The sequence below is a fragment of the Bacillus cereus group sp. TH152-1LC genome (assembly GCF_027710505.1).
GTDB lineage: Bacteria > Bacillota > Bacilli > Bacillales > Bacillaceae_G > Bacillus_A > Bacillus_A mobilis.
Genome location: NZ_JAQFNK010000074.1, coordinates 1 through 1,163 on the forward strand (window position 1 = coordinate 1; position 1,163 = coordinate 1,163).

A 1,163-nucleotide genomic window follows, 5' to 3' on the forward strand; every position below is an offset into this window, starting at 1 on the left:
CTTCACTTCTACTATATAAAAAAAATAGTAGTGCGAACCAATGCCTTGGTCTGCACTACTAATCTTAGTATGTTTATATTTGGCAAAGATGATAGATTGGAATCAGTATGGATATTCTTTACTATATCTATACGTATCGAAATCATTTTGAAATATTGTTTGAACGAGTTGTATACATTCCGTATCATAAAAACTTTCGAAAGTAGGGTAGCGAGGAAATAAAGGATCAGTAATACTTGCTTCGCTAAAATTCCCCCTATAGATCATAGCGGGAGTCTGATGATGCCAGGATGTGGATAATTTATTTATCGGTGCGGATTTTAATTCAAAGTGGCTCTCTAACTTTTGCATTTCCTGATCAAAATCCTCTAAGTAAATATAATTGGTTACATATGCTTCTTCACCTAGTATGTATTGTTGTGTAAAATGCGGATTCATATCATCTGTATGAGCACCTTTGGCGAGTAGGTAATATAAAAAATGTTTATATGAGATTCCTTTAGGAGAATTTTCATCTTGATATAAAAACTTTCGAATGGGTTGCCATTCTGGGTTTTCTACATAGGGAGGTGCGATTAAGGATACGAAAGAACTAACGGCTCTTTTAAAAGGATTACGAACAAGTTTAAAAGTTTCTTTTTGTTTATCTCGTAATGCTATACCTAGCCGCACATCGTAGGCGGGTGTACTTTTATATATGTTATATTCGTAATTATGAATAAAAGGATTATAGTTTAAAGCTGTTTGTAATAAATCAATCTGGTAAAAAAACCAATTAGCAAGTGAAGTGCAGCCACTTTTTTGACTCCAAAATAGAATGAGAGGGAAGTTTCTGTGGTAGTGTGGTTTTCTGAAATTAGCATTGATGATGTGTAACATAGAAGAATCAAACAATCTCTACACTCCTTTCAGTTATCATAATTATATGTATGAAAAATAAGGAAGGGCTATGAGTAATAAATGTTTTTATGAAAAATGAAAAAGAGTTGTTGACTATTGTTAAATAGAGGTGTAATATAAAACAAGTCGCCGATGCAATAACGCAGAACGCGGCAAACGAAATGAAAAACTTAGTTGACATTAACTAACGAAGATGTTAACATAAGGAAGTCGCAAATGAGCGACTAAGTAGTTCTTTGAAAACTGAACGAAACAAACAACGT

1 protein-coding gene is annotated in these 1,163 nt (G+C 33.2%); it reads right to left on the bottom strand.

What is annotated here, in order from left to right; genetic code table 11:
- Positions 1 to 102 precede the first annotated feature (102 nt).
- The gene (locus tag PDL00_RS34665; protein ID WP_270733847.1) at positions 103 to 894 is read right to left on the bottom strand and encodes a sulfotransferase family 2 domain-containing protein; all 792 of its coding nucleotides are present in this window, start codon (positions 892 to 894) and stop codon (positions 103 to 105) included.
- Between the last annotated feature and the right edge of the window lie 269 nt (positions 895 to 1,163).